The organism is Clostridium sp. CS1-1, assembly GCF_056135525.1.
In genome coordinates, this window is the sequence record NZ_CM148680.1 from 1,245,242 (window position 1) to 1,266,363 (window position 21,122).

General features: G+C 30.3%; 22 protein-coding genes. 18 read left to right on the plus strand and 4 right to left on the minus strand.

Going from position 1 to position 21,122, the window contains the following annotated elements; all coding sequences use genetic code 11:
- Nucleotides 1-4: 4 nt before the first annotated feature.
- The gene (locus tag AC0N0V_RS05565; RefSeq protein WP_474462609.1) at nt 5-409 is read right to left on the minus strand and encodes a hypothetical protein; all 405 of its coding nucleotides are present in this window, start codon (nt 407-409) and stop codon (nt 5-7) included.
- A 228-nt stretch (nt 410-637) separates the two neighbouring features.
- Here AC0N0V_RS05565 and AC0N0V_RS05570 point away from each other — a divergent pair, with 228 nt between their 5' ends.
- The 7 genes from AC0N0V_RS05570 to AC0N0V_RS05600 all read left to right on the plus strand — a co-directional run bounded on the left by AC0N0V_RS05570 (nt 638) and on the right by AC0N0V_RS05600 (nt 7,288).
- Nucleotides 638-1,780, plus strand: a complete 1,143-nt coding sequence (locus tag AC0N0V_RS05570) for an aldo/keto reductase (protein ID WP_474462610.1) — start codon at nt 638-640, stop codon at nt 1,778-1,780.
- A gap of 187 nt (nt 1,781-1,967) precedes the next feature.
- Complete coding sequence (gene arsM, locus AC0N0V_RS05575; protein ID WP_474462611.1) at nt 1,968-2,762, plus strand: arsenite methyltransferase; 795 nt, start codon at nt 1,968-1,970, stop codon at nt 2,760-2,762.
- A 168-nt stretch (nt 2,763-2,930) separates the two neighbouring features.
- Nucleotides 2,931-3,521 carry an anthranilate synthase component II gene (locus tag AC0N0V_RS05580; protein ID WP_474462612.1) on the plus strand — a complete coding sequence of 197 codons (591 nt, stop codon included), beginning with the start codon at nt 2,931-2,933 and terminating at the stop codon, nt 3,519-3,521.
- 210 nt (nt 3,522-3,731) lie between these two features.
- The gene (gene pabB / locus AC0N0V_RS05585) at nt 3,732-5,081 is read left to right on the plus strand and encodes an aminodeoxychorismate synthase component I (RefSeq protein ID WP_474462613.1); all 1,350 of its coding nucleotides are present in this window, start codon (nt 3,732-3,734) and stop codon (nt 5,079-5,081) included.
- Nucleotides 5,082-5,163: 82 nt separating this feature from the next.
- Nucleotides 5,164-5,916, plus strand: coding sequence for an aminotransferase class IV (locus AC0N0V_RS05590; protein ID WP_474462614.1), 753 nt, complete (start codon nt 5,164-5,166; stop codon nt 5,914-5,916).
- A gap of 92 nt (nt 5,917-6,008) precedes the next feature.
- Complete coding sequence (gene folP / locus AC0N0V_RS05595) at nt 6,009-6,815, plus strand: dihydropteroate synthase (RefSeq protein WP_474464456.1); 807 nt, start codon at nt 6,009-6,011, stop codon at nt 6,813-6,815.
- Between the two features lie 272 nt (nt 6,816-7,087).
- The gene (locus tag AC0N0V_RS05600; protein ID WP_474462616.1) at nt 7,088-7,288 is read left to right on the plus strand and encodes a small, acid-soluble spore protein, alpha/beta type; all 201 of its coding nucleotides are present in this window, start codon (nt 7,088-7,090) and stop codon (nt 7,286-7,288) included.
- Nucleotides 7,289-7,327: 39 nt separating this feature from the next.
- Here AC0N0V_RS05600 and AC0N0V_RS05605 read toward each other — a convergent pair whose 3' ends face one another.
- On the minus strand, nt 7,328-7,495 hold the full coding sequence (locus tag AC0N0V_RS05605; RefSeq protein WP_474462617.1) for a hypothetical protein: 168 nt from the start codon (nt 7,493-7,495) through the stop codon (nt 7,328-7,330).
- A 248-nt stretch (nt 7,496-7,743) separates the two neighbouring features.
- On the opposite strand from AC0N0V_RS05605, the gene AC0N0V_RS05610 reads away from it, so the two are divergent.
- The 9 genes from AC0N0V_RS05610 to AC0N0V_RS05650 all read left to right on the plus strand — a co-directional run bounded on the left by AC0N0V_RS05610 (nt 7,744) and on the right by AC0N0V_RS05650 (nt 17,335).
- Nucleotides 7,744-7,866 (plus strand): hypothetical protein, encoded by a 123-nt coding sequence (locus tag AC0N0V_RS05610; RefSeq protein WP_474462618.1) that lies wholly within the window; start codon nt 7,744-7,746, stop codon nt 7,864-7,866.
- A gap of 267 nt (nt 7,867-8,133) precedes the next feature.
- Nucleotides 8,134-8,316 carry a hypothetical protein gene (locus AC0N0V_RS05615; RefSeq protein ID WP_474462619.1) on the plus strand — a complete coding sequence of 61 codons (183 nt, stop codon included), beginning with the start codon at nt 8,134-8,136 and terminating at the stop codon, nt 8,314-8,316.
- 67 nt (nt 8,317-8,383) lie between these two features.
- A complete protein-coding gene (locus tag AC0N0V_RS05620; protein WP_474462620.1) occupies nt 8,384-8,647 on the plus strand; it encodes a hypothetical protein in 264 nt (87 codons plus the stop codon).
- A 194-nt stretch (nt 8,648-8,841) separates the two neighbouring features.
- Nucleotides 8,842-10,629: an ABC transporter ATP-binding protein gene (locus AC0N0V_RS05625; protein ID WP_474462621.1), complete on the plus strand. Its 1,788-nt coding sequence runs from the start codon at nt 8,842-8,844 to the stop codon at nt 10,627-10,629.
- 21 nt (nt 10,630-10,650) lie between these two features.
- Nucleotides 10,651-12,555, plus strand: a complete 1,905-nt coding sequence (locus AC0N0V_RS05630) for an ABC transporter ATP-binding protein (protein ID WP_474462622.1) — start codon at nt 10,651-10,653, stop codon at nt 12,553-12,555.
- 398 nt (nt 12,556-12,953) lie between these two features.
- Entirely contained in the window at nt 12,954-14,450 is a 1,497-nt protein-coding gene (locus tag AC0N0V_RS05635; protein ID WP_474462623.1) for a YjjI family glycine radical enzyme, read from the plus strand.
- A complete protein-coding gene (locus AC0N0V_RS05640; RefSeq protein WP_474462625.1) occupies nt 14,443-15,279 on the plus strand; it encodes a YjjW family glycine radical enzyme activase in 837 nt (278 codons plus the stop codon). Before AC0N0V_RS05635 ends, AC0N0V_RS05640 begins: the two co-directional genes overlap by 8 nt.
- Before the next feature lie 359 nt (nt 15,280-15,638).
- Nucleotides 15,639-16,640 carry a DUF4352 domain-containing protein gene (locus AC0N0V_RS05645; RefSeq protein WP_474462628.1) on the plus strand — a complete coding sequence of 334 codons (1,002 nt, stop codon included), beginning with the start codon at nt 15,639-15,641 and terminating at the stop codon, nt 16,638-16,640.
- 179 nt (nt 16,641-16,819) lie between these two features.
- A complete protein-coding gene (locus tag AC0N0V_RS05650) occupies nt 16,820-17,335 on the plus strand; it encodes a dihydrofolate reductase (RefSeq protein WP_474462629.1) in 516 nt (171 codons plus the stop codon).
- A 75-nt stretch (nt 17,336-17,410) separates the two neighbouring features.
- Here AC0N0V_RS05650 and AC0N0V_RS05655 read toward each other — a convergent pair whose 3' ends face one another.
- Nucleotides 17,411-17,617, minus strand: coding sequence for a heavy-metal-associated domain-containing protein (locus tag AC0N0V_RS05655; protein WP_474462630.1), 207 nt, complete (start codon nt 17,615-17,617; stop codon nt 17,411-17,413).
- A gap of 399 nt (nt 17,618-18,016) precedes the next feature.
- On the opposite strand from AC0N0V_RS05655, the gene AC0N0V_RS05660 reads away from it, so the two are divergent.
- Entirely contained in the window at nt 18,017-19,537 is a 1,521-nt protein-coding gene (locus tag AC0N0V_RS05660; RefSeq protein WP_474462631.1) for a hypothetical protein, read from the plus strand.
- Between the two features lie 298 nt (nt 19,538-19,835).
- Nucleotides 19,836-20,426 (plus strand): ECF transporter S component, encoded by a 591-nt coding sequence (locus AC0N0V_RS05665; RefSeq protein WP_474462632.1) that lies wholly within the window; start codon nt 19,836-19,838, stop codon nt 20,424-20,426.
- Nucleotides 20,427-20,981: 555 nt separating this feature from the next.
- On the opposite strand, the gene AC0N0V_RS05670 is transcribed toward AC0N0V_RS05665, so the two are convergent.
- Complete coding sequence (locus tag AC0N0V_RS05670) at nt 20,982-21,122, minus strand: hypothetical protein (protein WP_474462634.1); 141 nt, start codon at nt 21,120-21,122, stop codon at nt 20,982-20,984.

The window sequence follows — 21,122 nt, forward strand, 5'->3', positions numbered from 1 at the left end:
GTATTTAATTTTTATTAACTATAATTTGCTTATTCTGAGTCAATACTGTTCTAATACTGTCTCTTATATGTTTATTTTGGTAGGCCATGTCCGTTGTTATTTTGCATTTATTTATTATTGCCATAAAAGTTATCCTTCTTGCAGACTTAATTAAACTTTTAACAGCTCTATCTATTTTTTGATTTATAACGTGCATTTCTTTATAATAAACCATTTTTTGTAAGATGTAGTTTCTCAGCTCTGGATATTGTCTAATTACAAAGCGAGTCACACCTGCTCTTTCCGCAATAACTGCAAATACTAATCTTTCCTTTTTAGAGATCATTGATATAATAACAGTATCTACATCGACTTCATAGTCATCTATTTCTTTATAATATGATTCGGTAATACTTAGACAATTTTCCATTTTTAATCTCCTCATTCGATAATATCTATAATTTAATAATATAACATTATCGATATATTGTAAATTATGTTATTATTTATAATTATATATCATATAACCACTTTTTATACGATTAATACTCATATTTTAAAGAAGAGTTAACCGATATTTTTATAAAGAAATTACAAAAATGTTCGAGACTAAAATAATAGGAGTTAAAATATTGTTCATATATAGGGAGGATTACAAATGAAATATACTAAGTATGGTAAGACTGAGAAAACAGTTTCTGTAGTGGGCTTTGGCGGACTTAGATTTGATTTAAATAAAACTAACGAAGAAAACGCCGAGTTAGTAAAATATGCTTATAGTAAAGGTATTAATTATTTTGATACAGCTCCAGGGTATTGTGATGGTAGAAGTGAGGAGATATTTGGAGTAGCTTTTAGAGAAATGATGAAAGAAGGAAAAACGGACTTTTACGTTTCGACTAAAGGAAGACCTACAGTGTTTGATACTGCAGAAAAGTCCATAGAAGGAGTTAAGAAATCTTTAGAAAGATTAGGAGTACCAAAGATTGATTTCTATCACATATGGTGCATAAGAAAGATGGAACACTATGAACTAGCTATGAAAAAAGGTGGACAATATGAAGGGTTATTAAAATGTAAAGAAGAAGGCCTAATAGATCATATTGTATTTTCATCCCATCAACCAGGAGATGAAGTAGTAAAAGTACTTGATGATAACAAGTTTGATGGGGTTACTATGGGAATAAATATTTTGAATTTCCCATATAGATGGAAAGGTGTTACACATGCTTATGAAAATGGTTATGGAGTAGTTGCAATGAATCCATTAAGCGGAGGGTCTATACCAAGTCATGAAAAAGAACTATCATTTTTAGCTTCTGAAGGAGAAACAGCAACAGAGGCAGCTATAAGATTCAATATATCAGTACCACAAATAACAATATCATTAATCGGATTTGGAAATAAACATGATATCGATGTAGCTTGTAGAATAGCTGATGAAGCTACAGTTTTAGATGAAGAAGATATTAACAGCATAAAAGAAAAATTAGGGGAAAATATGAATCAAATTTGTACTGGATGTGGATATTGTAAGGTTTGCCCAATGGATATTAATATACCAGGGTATATGCTATTTTATAATGAAAAACAAATGTTTAAGAAAAGTGATGAGGAAATGATAAAAGAAGTTTATGGGCTAGAATATTGGAATTATACAATGAATGGCAAAAAGTTTGCTGCTGATTGTATTAAGTGTGGCAAATGTCAGCAGGAGTGTACTCAGCATCTTCCTATTATTAACAGGTTAAAAGAGATTTCAGTATGGGAAGAAAAGGGAACAAATAATATAACTGTATAGGTAAAAAAACAAAGACAGAATTAAATTTCCAGAAATTTAATTCTGTTTTTTACTTTCAAAGATAGCAACATAGAGAATTTGAAAATTGACTTCTAAAAAATTATAAAATTTTTTGTTGTTTTTAAAGTAAGGATGATCAAATCTGAGTTATAATATTTATAAAAGGAGATATAAAGGAGGATGAAAAATGAGTGACTCAAAGAAAGTGGACATCAGGAATACTGTTAGAGAGAGCTATAAAAAAATTGCTATAGGAAATATAAAAAAAGGTGGATGCTGTGGTGGTGATAGTATTAGTTTAAAAAATTCTGCCATAGAAATATCTCGTAAAGTAGGATATTCTGATGAAGAAATATTAGTTGCCCCAGAGGGGGCTAATATGGGGCTTGGTTGTGGAAATCCCCAATTAATAGCAAATATAAGAGAAGGAGAAACAGTTATAGATCTTGGAAGTGGTGGAGGATTTGATTGTTTCTTAGCTTCAAAGAAGGTCGGATATAATGGTTATGTTATTGGAGTTGATATGACTCCAGAGATGCTAAGTAAATCAAGATTTATCGCGAAGAGGGATAAATACAGTAATGTAGACTTTAGATTAGGAGAAATTGAAAATCTTCCAATTGCAGACAATACTGCTGATGTAATTATATCTAATTGTGTTATAAATTTATCACCAAATAAACAAAGGGTATATGATGAAGCCTATCGCACACTAAAAAAGGGTGGTAGAGTTGCTATTTCTGATATAGTTCTTGTGAGAGAGTTAACAGAAGAAATGAAAGCAGATGAAAAATTGTATTGTGGCTGAGTAACTGGTGCATCTTCAGTTGAAGAGTTAAGAGTGTATTTAGAAAAAGCTGGCTTTCAAGAAATTAGCATTGATACTAGTGAGGTTTCTAAGGAATATGCTGAAAAATGGGGTCATAATTTAAAGGTTGGGGAATATATTATGTCTGCATCTATTAAGGCAAGAAAATTGTAGTAAAGATTTAATATTTTTATAAGCCCTGTATTTTTAATAGTACAGGGTTAAATTTTTCTATTATTATGACAATATTACAAAAAAATGCTATAATGTATTCGAAAATATTTTACAAATTATGTTATTGTCTTATATAATTAATCTGAATATATTAAGGAGGAAGAGTTAATGTTCCTTATGATTGATAATTATGATTCATTTGTATACAACCTAGTAAGGTACTTCGAAGAGCTTGAAGAAGATATTAAAGTGATTAGAAATGATAAGTTAACTTTAGAAGATGTAGAGAAAATGGAGATAGAAGGAATAATAATATCACCTGGACCAAAATCACCAGAACAATCTGGAATTTGCGTAGATTTAATTAAAAAATTTAGTGGAATAGTTCCCATATTAGGAATATGTCTAGGGCACCAAAGTATTGGACATGCTTTTGGAGCAAAAATAGTAAGAGGTAATGAACCTGTGCATGGTAAAGTAGATGAAGTAAAACATAAAAATGTAGGAGTATTTAAAAAACTGAAAAATCCTATAAAGGTGACTAGATATCACTCGTTAGTCATAGAAAAGAAAACTCTTCCTGATTGTTTCGATATCACTTGTGAAACTTTTGACGGAGTGATAATGGGGATAAGGCATAAGCATTATCTGATAGAAGGAGTGCAATTCCATCCAGAAGCAGAACTTACAGAATGTGGACATGAAATGATTAAGAATTTTTTAGAGGAGGCAAAGATTTTTAATAGGTCTAAAAGGTAAGACTAGTCTACGTAGTTTTTGAGATAACTTAGTAGTAGAATTTAATTAATAATGGGAGTAAGTTTTGATTTATGGACAAGTTGAAACATAATGATTTAACATAAAGTGAAACTTATACTAGACTAGAATATTATTAAATTGTTTTTGCAAAGCAAAAGGGAGAATATATGGTAGTAGAGATTATATGAATTAGGAATTGGGGGTACTAGAATGCAGGTTTTAATTCAGGAGATACAAACGCAGTTAGATGGATTTGATATATATTCATTGTTTAGGGAGGATAAAACAGTTGCTCTTCTTGACAGTGGAATGGGCGCTGAAGACTTAGGAAGATACTCTTTTATAGGATTAAACACTTTTAAAATATTTAAATATCAAGAGAACCTTTGTACTATGGATGATATAAAATTTGAGGGGGAACCTTTTGAAGAACTAAAAAAGCTAATAAATACATATAAAATTGAAAACAATACTGAGCTGCCTTATGTAGCTGGTGCCATGGGATATTTTTCTTACGATTTAGGTAGATCCATAGAAAAACTCCCTGCTACATCTTTAGAAGAAGTAAAAATACCAGATTGCTATTTTTATTTTTATGATAATGCTATTATAGTAGATAATTTGAAGGGAAAAACCTTTATTACCGCATTAGGAATACTAGAATCAAGGGAAGTTAGTATTGATAAGATAAAGAATAAAATATTAAAAGGAAGTAAGATTCAGTATACACAAGTAGATAAAACTAATACAGAATTTATATCAAATTTTGATAAGGATAATTACATAGATACTGTAGAAAAGGTTAGAAATTATATTAGAAGCGGAGATGTTTACATTACAAACTTAACTCAAAGATTTTGCTCAGAAACTAGAAAGGAGGCTTATGAGGTTTATAAAAACTTAAGGAATATAAATCCAGCTCCTTTTGCCGCTTTTATGAATATTGAAAATTTTAGTATAGTATCGTCATCACCTGAAAGATTTTTGGAAATAAGGAATAGAGTTGTGCAGACAAGGCCTATAAAAGGTACAAGACCTAGAGGAAGAACTTATGAGGAGGATTTACAAAATAAACTAGAATTAATAAACAGTGAAAAAGATAAGTCTGAACTACTAATGATTGTAGACTTAGAGAGAAACGATTTGAGCAAAGTTTGTAAACCTCGTTCTGTAAAGGTAACAGAACTATTCAAACTTGAAGAATATAGTACAGTTTTTCATTTAGTTTCAACTGTAATAGGAGAATTAAGAGAAGAATATACAGCTGTAGATTGTGTGAAGGCTTGTTTTCCCGGAGGTTCAATAACCGGTGCTCCTAAGATAAGATCGATGGAGATTATTGAGGAACTAGAGCCTACGAGAAGAAATCTTTATACAGGCTCTATTGGATACCTAGGTTTTGATGGTAATGCTGATTTAAATATTGTAATAAGGACAATTCTTATTAAGGATAAAAAGGCTTATTTTGGTGTTGGTGGAGGGATAACTTGGGAGTCTATAAAGGAAGCAGAGTATGATGAAACTATAGACAAGGCTAGGGCTCTTATGAGAGTATTGTAATAGCGCTATACACCTGATAGATAATGAAATGAATAATTTGCTAGTTATCAAGTGTATGGTGTTAAAGAGAGTGAGGAAAATAATGATAATTTTGAATGGAGAACTCACAAATGAAGCAAAAGTAAACATAGATAGTGGTTTATATTTCGGTAAAGGACTTTTTGAAACCATTCTTGTTAAGGAAAAACCTATTTTTCTTAAAGAACATCTTGACAGAATAAACAATGGTCTTAGAATTATAGGAATAGATAAAAGGATAAAATCTGAAGATGCTTTGGAAGCAATAAGAAAATTAGGGTGTAGAAATTCCGTACTAAAACTAGTTGTTACCGAAAAAAACACTATTTATACTATAAGGGAAAACAGTTATGTTGAAGAGCAATACAAGAAAGGCTTTAGGGTTAAAATAAGTTCTACAAAAAGAAATCCTTATTCACAGATTACTTATCTAAAATCATTAAATTACTTGGAGAACATTTTAGAGCGTGAAAACTGTATTAAGGAAGGATATAATGAAGTATTGTTTTTAAATTCTAATGACAAACTAACTGAAGGTAGTATATCTAATATGTTTTTTATAAAGAATAAAAAAATATACACTCCCTCAGTAAAATGTGGTCTACTTAATGGAACTATAAGAAAGTTCATAATAAATAATTATCCTGTAATTGAAGGAGAGTTTAGCATAGAAGATTTAATGAATGCAGATGAAATTTTTTTAACTAATAGTATAATGGGGGTTATGAGCGTTTCAAGTATCGGTAGAAAAGTTATTGTAAATAGTGGTATTATAGAAGTTATAAGACGAAATTATGAAGGTAAGATTAAAGAATAGATGTTTGTCAAATAAAACAACAAAAAGGGGGGAACTGGTACATAGCTGTAAAATTTACAGCAAATAGAACCAGAAAAACTATGGCAAAAATAATGAAAATAGGAAATAGAAATTTTGAACTAGGAAAAAAGACTTATATTATGGGGATTTTAAATGTTACCCCAGATTCTTTTTCAGATGGAGGAAGGTTTAATAACCTTGAAATAGCCATTAAACGCGCAAGAGAAATGATTGATGAAGGAGCAAATATAATTGATATTGGTGGTGAGTCTACAAGACCCAATCATGAGCCAGTATCCGCGGAGGAAGAATTAAGAAGAGTTATACCTGTAATACAAGCCTTAGTAAAAGAAATAGACGTACCTATTTCTATTGATACATATAAAGGAGTAGTGGCAGAAGAAGCTATAAAGTCTGGGGCTGCACTAGTAAATGACGTCTGGGGTTTTAAAAAAGATCCTTACATAGCTGAAGTAACTGCAAAATACAATGTACCATGTTGCCTAATGCATAACAGAAACAGCACAAATTATAATAATCTTATGGAAGATGTGTTAAATGATTTGAGAGAAAGCATAGATATTGCTCTGCAGGCTGGAGTCAAGCCAGAAAATATCATGGTGGATCCAGGAATAGGATTTGCTAAAAACTATGAACAAAATCTAGAGGTTATGAATCACTTAGAGAATCTTCATATCTTAGGATATCCTGTGCTCCTTGCAACCTCAAGAAAATCAATGATTGGAAATGCCCTAAACCTTCCATCAGATCAAAGAGTTGAGGGAACTGTTGCTACAACTGTTATTGGCATTATGAAAAAATGTGATTTTGTAAGAGTACATGATATAAAGGAGAATATAAGAGCAGCTATTATGACTGATGCGATAATTAGAATATAAACATAATAGGAAAAGGCTTTTGGATGTTTTATACCAGAGGCCTAATTTTAATTATGGTCCAAATTTATTAACATTGTCATTTATAAAACTTAAGTTAAATTTTATCTAAAAGAATAATTATATTCTATAGGGTATTGGTTCATTGTCCCACTTTTAATAAAGGTTGGACTTTTTTCATATAATTCAATAGATTAATAATTCTAGAACTGCATATACTTTTACTACAACAACAGATAAACATTATAAATAAAAATCAAAGGAGGAATGTAATTATGGCAAACAGAAATAGTAATAGAGTATTAGTACCAGAGGCAAAAGCAGGATTGAATCAATTTAAGATGGAATCAGCAAGAGAAGTTGGAGTAAACTTAAAAGAAGGATATAATGGAGACCTTACATCAAGAGAAGCTGGATCAATAGGTGGAAATATGGTTAAAAAGATGGTTGAAGCTTATGAAAGAGGCTTGAAGTAAAATATGAATAAATATTAATAAGTCAGATAGTGCTATTTACTATCTGACTTTGTTTTTTTCATTATTTTCAATATAAATATTTAAAGCAGTATTTGCTAACTTCGCAAGTTGTATGAATTCAATAAGGGCATATATTGATAAACCCACAAGTGCAAGGCATAGTATTAAACCTAATATCATTACTATAGTTGCTAATGCCATATTCATTTTGGTATCACCCCCTAAAACAAATATATTATAGGACTTACAAAAAAATTCTATTTCATAGAAAATTAGAAGCCGATAGTTAACAATTCCATTAGTTACAAATAATTAGTTCGCGTGATTTAGAGTTCTAATTATAAAACTCTAAGGATATTATAAGAAAATCTTGTGATGTTAGAAGTATACAGGTTTAAAAACATAAAAACTGTCAATAATTATAGAAAATATAACTTTAATGAGGGGAGATTAAAATGACTAGTGACAAAATAGTATGGTTCATTTGTGGTCTATTCACAGGATCATTAGTGGGATTTTTAACGGCTTCTTTGCTCGTTGCTGCTGGATTAGAGGAAAGCAGAGAAAATAGAATATAAAGTTTACAGATATAATATGGAAATTGGATTGTGTTTCTCCACAGGGACTACAAAGGTGGGAACAGCTTTAATTTCTAATAATATTTTAAAGGCACCTGGAATCTTCTGGGTGCTTATTTAAGTTTTATAACTTAAAGTTTAGATATATTTATAATTTATAGGGAATAAAGCTATTTGAAATAGATTACAAGAAAAATTAGTATAAATCTTGTCAGATATGCAGAGCATAAATTTAAAATCTTAAGAACAGCTGGAGAGGTGCAAATTATGAATGAAAAAGTGGATAGAGATAAAATTACAAGATATGAGAAGGACGGAAGTCTAATTGAGGATGGTATAAAGAGAAATCTAGACAATATGCTATCTTATGGTTCCAACAACTTAGGGCTAAATAGAGTGGAAAAAGATAATACTGCCAAAGAAAGACTAGAAGAAGATATAAAAATTTGAAATGTTAGATTGCTTTTATGCATAAGTTTCTACTCTTAAGAATATGTAAGAGTAGGAGGGGTTTATTATGATAAATACAGTGGTATGTAAAAAAGAAGGTTGCGTGGGGAATAGATTTAAACTTAGTGTACAAAGGCTAAAAGTCGTTCTAATATGCACGGAGTGCAGAACCTGTGAAAAGTATAGTAGGGATGTTAACCAAAATGTTCCGACAATCTGTACTGCATGTGGAGGAGAAACATTTAAGGTGTGCAAGGACGTTGAAAAGGATGAAATGTATTTTGAATGCGTAGAATGTGAGAAAAAGTTTACATTTAGCTCAACTTGTTGATTTTAAATATATTTAAAACATTGCTGGATAAATAAGAATTTTTAACTAACGGTTTAAAAGTTCTTATTTATTCAGCAATTTTTATTTCCTATTTTTGTTCATAATAAATAGTTTTTATTGTATTATTATAATGATAAGTATAATCTAAAATAGTAATTAAGCATTTGTTGATAGATAAATAATTAAACTGGTTGGTGATTTTATTGACGGACAGAATTAAATCCTTTTTATTAGAAAATAAAAAACGATATGCTAAGGGGGCTATAGCTCTTCTTTTTATAAATGCTCTTCAAATAAGTATACCTAAAATTACAGGAAAGCTTATAGACAGTATTCAAAATGGAAGTATTGGGATAAAAGGTACTATAGCGTATTCATTACTTGTAGTAATTACTGCAACTTTAATTTTTGGCTTGAATTATTTATCAAGACTTCAAATTATGGGAGCATCCTTGTTATTTCAATATCAAACTAGAAATCATATGTTTAGACATGTTGAAAAGCTTTCTATGAAATTTTTTAATAAAAATAGCATAGGAGACATAATGGCTCTTTCCGTAAACGACATTTCTGCAGTTAGAATGGCGCTAGGAAGAGGTATTAACTTAATTATAGACACATTCATATTATTATTTTTAAGTTTGCTCATCATGGGGAAAACTGTAAGTGTTAAGTTGACCCTAATGGCTTTTTTACCTTTTCCTATTTTAATTTTTATAGTAACTAAGTTTGGAATAGTTATTAATAAGAGATTTAGAAGAGTTCAGGAGTCATTTGGAAATTTAACAACAAAAGTTCAAGAAAACATTTCTGGTATTAGGGTTATAAAAGCTTTTGTTCAAGAAAAAGAGGAAATAGAGAATTTTAGAGAGATTAATAGAAAAAATTATGAGGTTAATATGAAATTAGTGAAAGTATGGGGAATATTTTATCCTCTTATTGAATTTACTACCTCATTATCCTACTTAATTGTTTTGGTATATGGAACTTATTTAGTTCTAAAAAGAACTATAACTTTAGGAGACTTTATTGCAGTTAATAGTTATGTAGGAATATTAGTAAGACCTATTAAGTCAATAGGATCTATATCAAATGTTATTCAAAAAGGTAAAGCATCTATGGAAAGAATAGAGAAACTCTTTAATGAAAAATCGGAGGTAATAGACAGTGACAATAATAAAGAAAATAATGTTACTAGCTCTATAACTGATTTATCTAATGTGAAATTAAAAGGAGTCGTTCAATTTAGAAATCTCACATTTTCGTATGATAACTCTGACAAGAATGTTCTGACAAATATAAATTTACTTTTAAAACCAGGTAAAATTACAGCTATAATTGGAAAGGTAGGTGCTGGAAAATCTACAATAGCAAATTTAATTTTGAGACTATATAATCCTAGAGAAAAAGGGCAGATAACAGTAGATGGAGTTGATATTACAGAAATTCCTTTGAGAATCCTAAGAAATAGTATAGGATATGTTACACAGGAAAATTTTTTATTTTCCCAATCAATTAAGGATAATATTGATTTTTCGGAAGATAAGTATGATATAGAAAAGATAGAGGAAGTGACTAAAATAAGTAAAATTTATGAAGATATTTTAGATTTTCCTTATGGGTTTAATACGATTTTAGGTGAGAGAGGAGTAAATATATCTGGTGGACAAAAGCAAAGAATTTCAATAGCTAGAGCGATTATAAAGGGACCTTCGATACTTATTTTAGATGATTGTTTATCGGCAGTGGACACCAGTACAGAACATAAGATACTAGAAGATTTAAGAACTGTTATGAAAAGTTCCAGTACACTTATAATTTCTCATAGAATCAGGAGCATTGAATATGCTGATGAAATTATTGTGTTAGATAAAGGGGTTATTGTAGAAAGAGGATGTCATGCTGAACTTTTGAAGTTAAACGGTGTGTATTCTAGAATGTATGAAAGACAATTATTAGAAGACAAGCTAAAGGGCATATAAGGTGGTGAGCAATTAAATATTATGACAAAAGAGTTTGCAGGTCGCGGTTTCTCGGAAGCCAATGAAGAAAGAAAATTTGAAAGAAAACATGTTTATAAAGATGATATTCAAATAACAAAAAGACTTATGCAATATATTACTCCATATTGGAGGGAGTTTCTGTTATCGCTAATACTAATCCTAATAGTATCTGCTGCTAGTCTAGCTAGACCTTATATAGTAAAAGTAGCTATAGATAGCTATGTCAAAAAAGGAATATCTGGAGATTTAACGTTAGAAAGGTCTTTAGCAGGGATAAAATTATTGGGTTTTGTGTATTTTTTATTTATGATTACTGAATTAGTTTTAAGTTATTTTCAAACCTATATTTTAGGTATGACTGGAAAAAAGATAATAATGAATTTAAGGGAAGAGATTTTTAAGCATATACAAAAACTTCCTATTTCATATTTTGATAAAAATTCTGTAGGAAAAATGGTTACAAGAGTTACAAATGATACAGATTCACTAAATGAAATGTTTATGGATGTAGGAGTAGGCTTTATTCAAAATATATTTATAATGATAGGCATAATTATTGTTATGGCAAGCTTAAATTTAAATCTTACAATAATTTGCCTTTTAGTTACACCACTAATGTTTTTTGTTGCTCTTTTATTTAGGGAGAAAGCAAGATTAGTTTTTGCTGAAATAAGAAATAAACTTGCACTTATAAATAGCTTTATATCAGAAAATATATCAGGCATAAAGATAATTCAAATATTTAATATGGAAGATAAAAAGTACGAAGAATTCAGAAAACTAAATAAAGATCACTATAACTCTAGTTTAAAGCAAATAGTGCTATTCGGTATTTTCAAGCCTTTTATGGATGTAGTGAAAAATTTATCTCTTGCTTTGATTTTGGTTTATGGAGGAATGGGATTAATCAAAGGAGCAATAGAAGTAGGAACCTTGTATGCTTTTATTAACTATATAAATAGATTATTCCAACCGATAATAGAGCTTACAGACCAGTATAACACTTATCAAAGTTCTATAATCTCTGCTGAAAGGATATTTAACCTGCTAGATGAGGAAGGTGAAGAAAGCCCTAATCATGCTGAAGGAAGAGAACAAGTTAAAAAACAACATACTCAAGGAACAAGTATATTAACGGATGAAGAAAAATCAGGGCAGAAGATGAAATTAGGAAAGATAAATGGAGAGATAGAATTTAGGAATGTATGGTTTGCCTATGAAGGTGAAAATTGGATTCTTAAGAACGTTTCTTTTAAAATACTCAAAGGACAATCAGTAGCATTTGTTGGAACTACTGGGGCTGGGAAAACAAGCATTGTAAACTTAATTTGCGGATTCTATGAATATCAAAAAGGAGAAATATTTGTAGATGGCTTAGAAATAAAGAGTATAAAAAAAGAAGACTTAAGAAGAAATATAGGACTAGTTCTTCAGGATGTATTCTTATTTGCTGGTGACATAGAGGATAATATAAAGCTATTCAATAAAAATATTACTTTAAAAGAGGTGAAAACAGCAGCAGAGTATGTAAATGCTGATTATTTCATAAGAAATTTACCAAACGGATATAATCATAAAATAAGCGAGAAAGGGAGTACCATTTCAATGGGACAAAGACAGCTGTTATCCTTTGCTAGGGCTTTAGTGTATAACCCCACTATACTAGTTATGGATGAAGCTACGTCTAATGTTGATACAGAAACTGAAAGGCTTATACAGGAAGGGGTAGAAAAGCTTATGAAAAATAGGACTAGCATCACAGTGGCTCATAGGTTATCTACCGTAAGAAATGTAGATAAAATTATAGTACTACATAAAGGAGAGGTTAAGGAGACGGGGAGTCACGAGGAACTTATAAAAAAAGGTGGTCTTTATAACGATTTATATGAATTACAATATAGGTAAAATTTAAATTTGGTATAATATCCTTATAGAGAAAGAGTTCATACATTAAAAGGTGTAGTAGTTGCTTATGATTCAAAAATTTTAAGACGCTTTACTACTAGATCAAGCCAATTGAATAATACATGAACTTTGCCTTCTTGATGATTTGATATATAATAATTATTGAACTGAAGAACTTGATATCATAACGATTTAAAAACTAAAAACAAGTGAAGACTTGGGCACATCTGAATAATTCGGAGTGTCCAGTTTTTCTTCTCCTGTAAATTTATTTCATAGAATAAAGTGTATATTTAATTCGGTAATTATAGAGAGAAAGATTGGTAATAGAAAAGCTTTGCAAAAAAATTATGATAAATATAAAATATAGATGATAATAAAATTTGGAGTTGATTGATATGGATAAGATTCTAAACGTAATAAAGGATAAGGTATTAACTTATGAGCAAAAGGTTTTATCCCTTGCTCGAGAAGCAGAAGCTTCAATAAATGTTTTAAATATAAGCAAAGATGTACAAGCTCTTAGAAAAGAAGGAATAATTTGTGATTTAAGTGAAGGAAATGCTCCATATAGACCAAGATATATAGTTCCTGATTATGAAAAGTTTATGAAGCATGGTAGTGAATTTTTAGATTTAAGACCTGCAGAAGACATATGGGATGCAGTGAATAATTTATTAATTTTATACAAACATGTTCCTTCAATTACGTCAATGCCAGTTTATATAGGGAACATTGATAAATTATTGGACCCATATATCACCGATGAAAAAGAAGCTTATAAAGCAATAAAGTTATTTTTAACTCATATAGATAGAACCGTTACAGATTCATTTTGTCATGCTAATATTGGACCAGAGGAGACAAAAGCAGGAAGGATGATACTAGAGGTACAACGAGAACTTGAAACGGCCATACCAAATATAACCTTAAAATATGGCACAGATACGCCAGAAGACTTTGCAATAGAAGCAGTAAAGACATCATTAGTCACAGCAAAGCCAAGCTTTGCAAATCATAAGATGTTTTCTGATGAATTTATTCATCATGATTATGCAATTGCAAGCTGCTATAATGGTCTTTATATAGGTGGGGGAAGTTATACTTTAGTCAGATTAAACTTGGCTGCTCTTGCTCAAAAAGCTGAAGGAGTAGAGCACTTTGTAAAAAAAGCACTTCCAGATGCAATGAGGAAAATGGCTGATTATATGGATGAAAGAATAAGATTTATTATAGAAGAAAGTGGATTCTTTGAGTCTAACTTCTTAGTTAAAGAAGGATTAATTCATAAAGATAGATTCACAGCAATGTTTGGCATGTTTGGACTAGCAGAGTGTGTAAACAGACTTTTGGAAGCAGTAGAGGAGAAAGACAGATTTGGACATAGTGAAGAAGCTAATATACTAGGACTTAAAATTATAGAAAAGATGTATGAAGTAGTGAATAATCGCACTAATTCATATTGTGGAATAACGAAAGGACACTTCCTTCTACATGCACAGGTAGGTATTGAGACTGATAATGGAACAAGCCCTGGTTGTAGAATACCTATAGGGGAGGAACCGGAATTATTTATGCATTTACTTCAAAGTGCCAAGTTTCATAAGTATTTTCCTTCAGGAATTGGGGATATATTCCCGTTTGAGCCTACTGCAAAAGAAAATCCAGGTGCAGTTTTAGATATTATTAAAGGTGCTTTTAAGGAGGGAATGAGATATTTTTCCCTGTATTCAGCAGATTCTGATGTAATAAGAATAACGGGATATCTTGTTAAAAGATCCGATATAGAAAAGCTGAATAGAGGAGAGCAAGTACTTCAAGATACTGTTGTATTAGGACTTGGAGCAGTTAAAAACTCAAGGATATTAGAGAGAAAGGTTAGAAATAATGCTTAGAGGATATATAAATAAAATTATTCCATTTAGTTCAGTAGATGGACCAGGAAATAGAACCGCAATATTTTTCCAAGGTTGTAATTTCGATTGCTTATATTGTCATAATCCAGAAACTATAAAAAGATGTGCAAATTGTGGAACCTGTTTATTCAGCTGCAATTTTGGTGCTATATCTATGACTCAGGATATTGTGATATGGAATGAAGACAAGTGTAAGAACTGTGATGAATGTGTAAAGATATGCAAAAATAGTTGTGGACCAAAACAAAAAAGAATGAGTGTAGGAGAGATATTAAAAGAAATATTAAAAGTCAAATCTTTTATATCAGGAATAACGGTGTCTGGTGGGGAGTGTACTCTTCAAAACGAATTTTTAGTGGATTTGTTTGATAAAGTTAAGAAACTAGGACTTACAATCTTTGTTGATACAAATGGCTCAACAGATTTTGCAAATAATAGAGAGTTGACAAATCTAATGGATATGGCAATGCTTGATATAAAGTCTTTCGATAGTGAAGAACATAAGAGGCTCACAGGAAGAAGTAATGATATAGTACTGAAAAATGCTAAATATCTTGCTAGTGTAAATAAACTCTATGAAGTTAGAACTGTAATAGTACCTGGTGTTTTGGATAACTTCAATAATGTAAATGAAATTAGTAAATTACTTGTATCATTAAATCCAGAAATAAGATACAAGCTTATAAAATATAGACCTTTAGGAGTTCGTCTAAATAGGATAAATGCTAATCAACCTACAGATGGTATGATGGAAGAACTTAAGAACATAGCCAATAATAATGGATGCAAAAATGTAATAATAGTTTGATGCGAGTCGCTGAGGTATAACCTTAGCGGCTCTCTGCTTTTATCCAAGGTGTACGTCCCTGGATAACGGTTTTTAAGTGTCAAAGACACTAAGAACTCTGTTTATATTATAAAGTGAAATTAGATTAGTATAGAATTATATTTTCAACTGATTTATTTCTAGTTACTGTATTAATATTTAATATTATTGTCAAAAATATAAGCTAAGTGATAAATATAGATATACAACATAATTGAATTTTATTGTTTGCCTGAAAAAAAGTTAACGTTTAGGTTTGATTTTTGGTAAAGTTAAGATTTTCAAGTTAGATATCTATAACCTATTTAAACATTTTAATTTAGAAAGGTAAGGATAAAATAATGATAAAGGCATTTAAAAAACAAATGTGTATTGTCGTGTTTTTTATAATTGTATCATCTTTTGCAGGATGTACTACCAATCCGGATATAACTATAAAAAGTTTTTTTGATGCAATAAAAAAATCAGATATTGAAACGGCCTCGAAATATTTAAGCGAAAATACTTCTGTAAATAAAGGTGGACTAAAATTTGATAAACCTGAACATGAAAAATTAGCTAAGCAGGTTTTCTCAAAAATAACTTATCAAATATTATCATCTAGTAATAGCGGTGATACAACTATAGTGAAAACAAAAATTACAGCTCCTGATTTAAGTGGTGTTAGTGGGGAACTAGTGACGGAGCTATTTCCTACAATATTTAATCGGGCGGCAAAAGGAGAAGAAATTAGTCAGCAAAAAGTAAATCAATTAGTTATGGAGTATTATAGTAAAAGACTTAACGAAAGTAACATTCCTATGAAGATCAGCGAAGTAGATATAAAGTTAACTAAAAGTAAAGACAAAAAAATGTGGCTTATAAATCCAGATGAAGGACTTTTAAGTGCCATGACAGGTAATTTATTTAAATCAATTGGAACATTGGAAGGTGGAAAGATAAGTATAAATCCCAGGAGTGATTCTGGAGTTCACAAAATAGGAGAAGAGGCTAGAGTTGGATCTTTAGCAGTAAAAGTAGATAAGGTGCAAAGATCTTTAGGAGACGATTATATTAAGCCATCAACTGGGGATGAATTCGTAATAGTTACTGTGAGAGAAAAAAATTTAGGAGATGGCGGAAATCTAGACTACAATGAGGCATATTATCAGTTGCAGAACTCAAAAGGTCAAATAAAAAATTTATCTATTAACGCCTTTGACAAGAGATTGGACTCTGGAAGTTTGGTACCAGGTGGAGAAGTTGATGGAACTCTAACCTTTGAGGTTCCTAAAGATGACCCCCAGCTAACGCTTATATATAATCAAAATTCCATACCAGTATTAAGATTTAGATTGAATTAGATAATACTTTACATTGAAAAGATATATGGTGATATACACTAATACATTAAATTTATAATGTGATATAAGTTGATAAATTAGCTATTGATAAAATGGAATGTTATAAAAACGTGTTTTGTGTGATATAATTATACTAGAATAATGGAAATGTAACGTAAAACAATGTGGAGGTAATTCATATGATAAGTTATGTAGTTGCAATGGATTATAATAACGTTATAGGAAAAGACAATACATTACCATGGTATTTACCAAACGATTTAAAAAAGTTTAAGGAAATCACCACTGGTGGAACTAAAACGATAATAATGGGTAGAAAAACCTATGAATCCCTTCCTAAAATACTTCCCAATAGACACCATATTGTTCTGACGAGAGATAAAAACTACAGTGTAGATGATAGTAGAGTTACTGTGGTTAATAGTTTAAAAGAGTTGACACCCTTAATCGAAGATTTTAATGAGTATTTTGTAATAGGTGGAGGAGAAATTTTTTCTTTATTATTCCCATTTGCTAAAAAAATGTACATAACTAAAATAGATTCAGATTTTATGGGAGATACTTATTTTCCTAAGTATGATGAAAAACAATGGAAGATAGTTAAGGAAGAAAAAGGTTTAAAGGACGAAAAAAATAAATATAATTACACATTTTTAACATTGGAGAATATTGGTGGTAGTTTGCATGAGAGATAGGATTTACAGCTTTAAAGTAAATCCTATCTCTTTTGATATATTTTAATTACAAGGATAGCCTAAAATTTTATTTCTCTAAGATAGTATGTCATACCCAGTGCTTTTTATACATTCTGTTATTTCATTAGGGCTTACTGGTTCATTATAGTGTACTTCTACAGTCCCCCTACTAATATCAACACAAACTTGTTGAATTCCTTCTATTTTTTCCAAAGCGTTTTTAACTTTAGTTTTGTCTTGTGAGTCGATTATTCCAGTAACATTGCAGTGTAATGTATACATATAAAATCTCCTTTCAGTGCTATATTTGTATTAGTAAGTCTAATATTCCATTGGTTCAATACTTTAGGAGGATTCGTGTTTACCAGTGGTCATTACTACTTATACAGAGTAAAACTATAATAGTAAAGCAATTTTGTAGTTACATGTATAGTATTAGAAAAAATGATGAATTTTATAGATGCAATTTAAAAGTTTTAAATTATAGTATCGTAAATAAATTATTTATAAATTACGAGGCTTTCTCAAAAAAACAAGAATACTTGAATATACGCATTTTTAAAAATCTATTTATATCCTACCTAAGTAAAATAAGCATACAATTAACTTTTTTTACACATAATTTTAAAGTATAACTTTAAAGAATGGCAATACAATTTATTTAACATAGGGGGTGCTGATATGCCAGAAAAATATTGGCCAGAAACAGTAATATTATGGGGTGCGGGAGCTACCAAGTCTTTAGGGCTTTATGCAACTATGGAACTAATTCAACTAGTTATCAAGATAAACAATAATGATTTTTCTTTTTTGGAAAGCAAGAATAAAAAACTGAAGGAAGCATTTAAAAAGTTAGTAACAGAGGATCTTATAAATGACTCCAGACTTTCCAAGACGTATGACTTAAAAGCCTTGGAAATTATTATAAATACAAATCCAAAATTAAATATGCATGAACTTTTTACAATGCTTGACCAGCTTATAGATAATGATATGGGGTTTAATGCTTTTTGTAATGGTAGGACAGAATTCTTAAGAGTTGAACGAATAAAGGGAGCGAAACGGTGTTTGATTTTGCTTATAGAGGAATTAGAGAGACTTAGCGTTCAGAAGACGCCAGGATATATGGATAAGATAGATGTTGAAGCTTATTATGGATTTTCCAAAATTCTCACCAAACTTATGAGAGAAGAGGCTTTACATTTTGAAAAAAGAGGATATAAGAGAGACACTAGGAGATTTTATCTTTATTCCTATGCTATAATATCTTTTAACTGGGATCCAATATTACTTTGGAACATCTTTAATGCTCATAAAGAAGAAAATGATAATCCTGTTTGTTTAAAAGATGGATTAAAGCTTAGATTATTCGATGATTTTGGGACCAAAATAGCGTCCACGGAGATAGGATGTAAAGAGTCGGAGATATGGTATACAGCAGACGAGTCCCAGTGCAAAAGAGTAAATGATTATAGATATCCATCTAGAATAGTAAGAATAGGGAAAATTCTTTTTCCTCACGGAATATTTGGATCAAGAATATGTCCAGAGTGTAGTAAATATATAACTACTTTTGGTGGACGGTGGGACAGATTATCTACAGAAGTTTTTGGGCCATCTGTATGTGAAGAACTTCAGAGCAATTGGCAATATAAGACTAAGAAAGAGACAAAATATAGAAGAGGAGCGTTAGAATGTCCTTATTGTGGTCAAATAACATATCCTTATGATATGCCTCTAATAATGCAGACGCTTGCTAAAAAGAGGAGCATACCTCCACTTGAAGAAATAAAAACTGAAATGGGATTACTTATGAAAAATGCAAGACATATAATATTTGCTGGCTACAGTTTACCCTTAGATGATATTATGGTAAAAACCTTCTTTATGTCCTCTATAGCAGGTAATGATAAAAATAAGCTAAAGTGTACAGTTATAAACTTTGACGAGAATTATAAAGGGAATGAAGAATGGTTAAAAGGAGATAGTATATATAAATATATAAAAGCAAATAAGAATAGGCAAGTGGTTGAATGTATAGAGAATGTATGTGATATATTTAATTTATCGAACGTTAGAGTTTCCTTAAAAGGAATACCAGAGGTATTTATGGAAAATGGTAAATGTACAAAACAAAAAGTTATTGATTTTTTATATCCAAAAGAATATTTTAGTGAAGGATTTCCACTTATTAGAGATTAATCGAAAGGTATATAATCAAATAACTAAGTATCGATTCAGTTAAATATATATTCAAAATCCAGCTTATATTACATTGAACTAGTTATTCACAAATAATTTAAGTAACAAATTTTTCTCTTGGTGCAGTATAAATGGGAATTTTTTGAAAACTAAGAATGTTACTACTTTAGTAGTTATATTGAAATTCTCTATAAAAGTGATAAAATTAGATTGTCGGTATTCGTAAGAAACTGAACATTAATTTTATTAAGGAGGATTCCGAATTATATCCCTTGGGGAATAATAGCGGAGAAGAATTATGGAAAAAGGATTAAGAACAGGAACAAAACTAAAAACAAGACAAATTACTGTAATTGGAATGCTATCAGCAATTTCAATTATACTAGGGGTAACAGGACTTGGATTTATACCAATTCCACCTGTTAAGGCAACTATAATGCATGTACCAGTTATTATAGGGGCTATACTAGAAGGGCCAGTAGTAGGAGTTACAGTAGGGTTAATTTTTGGCGTGTTTAGTGTAATACAGTCGATTACAACGCCTACACCAGTATCTTTTATCTTTATGAATCCATTAGTATCGGTGGTGCCAAGAATACTTATCGGATTAACAGTTTATTATACTTATAAAGCAATGAAAACGAATGCAAAGGGTTTAAATATAGCGGTTGCAGCAGCAGTAGGCTCACTCACAAATACAATAGGAGTACTTGGAATGATTTTCTTAATCTACTTAGAGCCTTACGCAAAAGTACTTCATTTAAGTGTTGGTGCAGCAAAGAAGGGAATAGTAGCAGTTGGGGCTACAAATGGAATTCCAGAGGCAATTATATCAGTAATACTTACTGTAGCTGTTGTAAGTGCAGTCAATAAGATAAGGCGTAAATAAAGGAGAGTGTGACTTAACGCAAAGGTAGCTACCTGTTTGAAGATTAGGATCATAGTGTTTCGTTAGCACTTCCTTCAAGAATATCATTTAATGCTAACTTATATTTAAAGACTCCAATTTTTTCAATATTTTCTTACAGAAAACATTGAAAAAATTCGAGTCTTTAAATTCGTTAGCATAAAAAATGCACTAGCCTTATACTTAATATTATGAGAGAATATCTAACTTTAAACAAAAATAAAAAAGACTTCTTATTTTTTATAACTAGAAGTCTTTTAATCATTCCTTATCTTATTTATTTCATTTACTAGTCCTGCTTTGGAATGTGTTTGTTGGGCTTACTTTCTGAACTAGATTTATTTCCACTTGAAATAGGATTCTTCTGGTTAGAGTGATTTTTTGCATTATCTTTCTTAGACACTAAAACTCCTCCTTCTAAAACAATATAGATATATTATCTCTAACAAATTTCTTAATATACCATCCAAATTAGTTTATTTACAAAAGAAAAATGATAAGGTAAGAAATAAAAAGCATGCTTATGATAGATATTCACTACTGACCATTTGTTTTTAAAACATTAGCTTGATGCTCAGGAGTAATCTTATTTGTATCATGGCTTGTACTATTATGAAAATAAGTATCAAAATGTCCATTCATGCCATTATCATTTATATTTGTAGTTGAGTGAGGCAT

What these genes read in the sequence shown, in the direction of transcription:
- pabB (WP_474462613.1), top strand. Translation starts at nt 3,732, where the DNA reads ATGCAGGTTTTAATTCAGGAGATACAAACGCAGTTAGATGGATTTGAT.
- AC0N0V_RS05610 (WP_474462618.1), top strand. Translation starts at nt 7,744, where the DNA reads ATGACTAGTGACAAAATAGTATGGTTCATTTGTGGTCTATTCACAGGA.
- AC0N0V_RS05590 (WP_474462614.1), top strand. Translation starts at nt 5,164, where the DNA reads ATGATAATTTTGAATGGAGAACTCACAAATGAAGCAAAAGTAAACATA.
- AC0N0V_RS05620 (WP_474462620.1), top strand. Translation starts at nt 8,384, where the DNA reads ATGATAAATACAGTGGTATGTAAAAAAGAAGGTTGCGTGGGGAATAGA.
- AC0N0V_RS05565 (WP_474462609.1), bottom strand. Translation starts at nt 409, where the DNA reads ATGGAAAATTGTCTAAGTATTACCGAATCATATTATAAAGAAATAGAT.
- AC0N0V_RS05580 (WP_474462612.1), top strand. Translation starts at nt 2,931, where the DNA reads ATGTTCCTTATGATTGATAATTATGATTCATTTGTATACAACCTAGTA.
- AC0N0V_RS05570 (WP_474462610.1), top strand. Translation starts at nt 638, where the DNA reads ATGAAATATACTAAGTATGGTAAGACTGAGAAAACAGTTTCTGTAGTG.
- AC0N0V_RS05670 (WP_474462634.1), bottom strand. Translation starts at nt 21,122, where the DNA reads ATGCCTCACTCAACTACAAATATAAATGATAATGGCATGAATGGACAT.
- AC0N0V_RS05650 (WP_474462629.1), top strand. Translation starts at nt 16,820, where the DNA reads ATGATAAGTTATGTAGTTGCAATGGATTATAATAACGTTATAGGAAAA.
- AC0N0V_RS05665 (WP_474462632.1), top strand. Translation starts at nt 19,836, where the DNA reads ATGGAAAAAGGATTAAGAACAGGAACAAAACTAAAAACAAGACAAATT.
- AC0N0V_RS05600 (WP_474462616.1), top strand. Translation starts at nt 7,088, where the DNA reads ATGGCAAACAGAAATAGTAATAGAGTATTAGTACCAGAGGCAAAAGCA.
- AC0N0V_RS05635 (WP_474462623.1), top strand. Translation starts at nt 12,954, where the DNA reads ATGGATAAGATTCTAAACGTAATAAAGGATAAGGTATTAACTTATGAG.
- folP (WP_474464456.1), top strand. Translation starts at nt 6,009, where the DNA reads ATGAAAATAGGAAATAGAAATTTTGAACTAGGAAAAAAGACTTATATT.
- AC0N0V_RS05655 (WP_474462630.1), bottom strand. Translation starts at nt 17,617, where the DNA reads ATGTATACATTACACTGCAATGTTACTGGAATAATCGACTCACAAGAC.
- AC0N0V_RS05645 (WP_474462628.1), top strand. Translation starts at nt 15,639, where the DNA reads ATGATAAAGGCATTTAAAAAACAAATGTGTATTGTCGTGTTTTTTATA.
- AC0N0V_RS05615 (WP_474462619.1), top strand. Translation starts at nt 8,134, where the DNA reads ATGAATGAAAAAGTGGATAGAGATAAAATTACAAGATATGAGAAGGAC.
- AC0N0V_RS05640 (WP_474462625.1), top strand. Translation starts at nt 14,443, where the DNA reads ATGCTTAGAGGATATATAAATAAAATTATTCCATTTAGTTCAGTAGAT.
- AC0N0V_RS05660 (WP_474462631.1), top strand. Translation starts at nt 18,017, where the DNA reads ATGCCAGAAAAATATTGGCCAGAAACAGTAATATTATGGGGTGCGGGA.
- AC0N0V_RS05630 (WP_474462622.1), top strand. Translation starts at nt 10,651, where the DNA reads ATGACAAAAGAGTTTGCAGGTCGCGGTTTCTCGGAAGCCAATGAAGAA.
- AC0N0V_RS05605 (WP_474462617.1), bottom strand. Translation starts at nt 7,495, where the DNA reads ATGAATATGGCATTAGCAACTATAGTAATGATATTAGGTTTAATACTA.